Here is a 2,866-nt window from a genome sequence, read left to right as displayed (position 1 = left end):
GCAGCAATTCATACCACTATGGTTCATACAAGAGCAGTCCTCCGTTGACCGTCCAAGAGCATGGACCCGTCCACCGGAAGGATCTAAGATCAGATCCTGAAGAGGAGCTTTTCAGGAAGACAAGCTGTGTTGGTTCTGATCAAATAGCCTTCCTCAGTCACAATGAACTAGTTCTTGTTCTTTGCTCCTGACCAACCGCCAACCACGAACCACCCACAACGGCTCTTAACATACCACTATGGTTCTCACGCAACGATAACATGAGCGAAAAGAGAGTTAATACTACGTTTGCCGCGTTTCCATACCACTATGGTTCTCACGCAACCTCTTAACTACATACCATACTAGACTAGATACTATTGTTTCCATACCACTATGGTTCTCACGCAACCAGGAGATTACTTCGGGTTCATATGCCGTATGCACGTTTCCATACCACTATGGTTCTCACGCAACAGAAGAAAGTGAGGCTAGTTGAGTTCAAGGGTTTGAGTGTTTCCATACCACTATGGTTCTCACGCAACCCGAAAGTAGAAACCCGTTGCCATGCTGTAAAATGTTTCCATACCACTATGGTTCTCACGCAACTGAAATGAGTGAGTACATTCTGGAGGTTGAGGACAACAGTTTCCATACCACTATGGTTCTCACGCAACTAAAGGAATGGTCGCCTGGATAATCAGTCAAGTTCGTTTCCATACCACTATGGTTCTCACGCAACCAAGCCCAATACAAGTATTTGATGTGGACGAGTGGGGCGTTTCCATACCACTATGGTTCTCACGCAACATACGTAAACCCATCTACAACAAAAGAACTGAAGTGTTTCCATACCACTATGGTTCTCACGCAACTCTCCGAACCACAAGTCGAGGGTGTGGTTCCCATACGTTTCCATACCACTATGGTTCTCACGCAACAGATGAGATCGATGAAAAGTATCGTAAACGCTATGCGTTTCCATACCACTATGGTTCTCACGCAACAGAGCTCGGCTTCGTATCTACAGGCCATTTGCTCCCAGTTTCCATACCACTATGGTTCTCACGCAACTTGGTATTACCACCGTTATCGGCGCTGCAATAACACGTTTCCATACCACTATGGTTCTCACGCAACCTATTCACAGAGAGCACAGAGTATGACAGAAGGCGGGAGTTTCCATACCACTATGGTTCTCACGCAACGAAGCTATTGATTTAGGAACAATAGAGGGTTTGCTTACGTTTCCATACCACTATGGTTCTCACGCAACCGCTTTTATTACAAAGATATTATACAGGTTTTGGGCTGGCGGAATCAAATGAACGGAAAGCTCTCACAAGAGTTATTCTTTCTGTATTTTGGAGATTTGTCTGGATTCGATTCGAGAAATCGTGATTGTTTTCCGTGTGAAGAACTGGCCTGCATCTTCCAAGAAAGATCATTTGTCTAAAATCCTGGGAGACACCTTTCAACAGAAGCTTACAGAAGAAAACTGCTCTCGATTCCGCTTTCAATCAAATGACCTATCCACAGTCGGATCTATGTAAACTGTACAAGAATGATTCTAAATAGATCTGGAAGTGTTATTGAGAAATGAGTTTAGAGGAAAATGGTATACGAATGATCCGACGAGAGACGGTAACGAAATTATTAAGTTCGATGATCCTTTATGGGAGCATAAAACAACTCGATTCAGAAAAGCGGATAAAGTTAATCCGAAATATGGGGGTTACCAAGCCAGACTGTATGTAATACGATCCGACAGAAAGAATCATGAATCAAACCTTGAAATCCTCTATTTAGAAGGATCTGGAATAATGGCGAATATCTAGTGCGATCGAGTGAAGTGAGGCTTATGCTTATCAATTATTGCGATTAAGTGAAATGCTGTTGATTATGACTGAGCATGGCATGTAAATAGCCTTTCAGCGGGGAAGAAAGCGATCATTCCGCCATGAAGAATAAGAAATGCTAATTTCCGTTTTATTTGAAGTGCCGCTACGGGAGGCGAGGGGCAGTATGTTCTCTAATCGTTTTAACTCTACCTTCGACCTCCCATATGACACGGTAATTCTTACTCCACTGCTATGTTTATCGCAAAGGTCTGTATTGGATGGACGCTCTCCCAGGGGCGCCTTAGGGAGAATATGACAACTGTCTCTCCGGGTTGTTTTGCTTCGAATACCCACTGGACATTATAGGGAGCTCCAACGAGTTCTGAATCGTCAAGGAACTTCGCTTCGAAGATCGAGCCCTCGTAGATAAGTGAAACGACGTTTGGATTGGTAATCTTCACGTCCCAGATATAGCCAGTGGATCCGTTTTCCTGGAGTTCCATGGTGGCTATCTCTCCTACAGAGAGGGTGTTCATGGAGGTTCGAAGACCCTTTACATCGAGCTGGGAGGAATTCCAGAGCAGGGATGTCACGAGCATGTTTGGCACGAATTCTCTGATTGTTTCTTCGAAACTTCCATCTCGCTTCATTTCTTCGAGAGTCTTCTGGAAGTTCAAAATCAGTCCGAGATTCGTTCCCTTCGAAGCTGCTATGTAGAAGTAGTTTGTTTGAAGCTCCACAAGGGCTTCCAGGTCGTCGATGCTGTAGCCTGCTTCATCTGCCAGCTCTGCTACAGTCAGGTCTGTGAAGACCGCGAGATCGGTCTCACCTTCGACAAGTTGCGCGACAGTATCGAGAGGATCAAGAGAACTTACGAGGTTCTCGAAGCCCATTTCCTTCAGGAGCTGTTCGGTCCACCAGTTCGTCGTCGTGCCTATGGCGTCGACTTTCTTTGCTGACTCGAGGTCTGTGGCTGGAGTGTCTTTGCGGCCGTAAAGGTAAGCGGTGTTCTTTCCCACCGGTCCGATCCACTCGAAGTTTTCCTT

At 45.3% G+C, this 2,866-nt stretch carries 2 protein-coding genes and 1 CRISPR repeat array; of the genes, one reads left to right on the top strand and one right to left on the bottom strand.

From position 1 onward, the window contains the following. A partial coding sequence (locus tag BG32_RS15805) for a hypothetical protein (protein WP_220660313.1) occupies positions 1-191 on the top strand: 191 nt, incomplete at its 5' end. A gap of 33 nt (positions 192-224) precedes the next feature. Further along, positions 225-1,255: a CRISPR direct-repeat array (repeat unit 30 nt; unit sequence GTTTCCATACCACTATGGTTCTCACGCAAC). Positions 1,256-2,059: 804 nt separating this feature from the next. On the opposite strand, the gene BG32_RS07445 is transcribed toward BG32_RS15805, so the two are convergent. Next, positions 2,060-2,866: protease inhibitor I42 family protein (locus BG32_RS07445; protein ID WP_147434876.1), on the bottom strand; the 807-nt coding region annotated here is incomplete at its 5' end.

This window comes from Mesotoga sp. HF07.pep.5.2.highcov (assembly GCF_003666285.1).
GTDB classification, from domain to species: Bacteria; Thermotogota; Thermotogae; order Petrotogales; family Kosmotogaceae; genus Mesotoga; species Mesotoga prima.
Note: the sequence above shows the minus strand (reverse complement) of the source record. Positions and strands in the feature narration are given on the sequence as shown.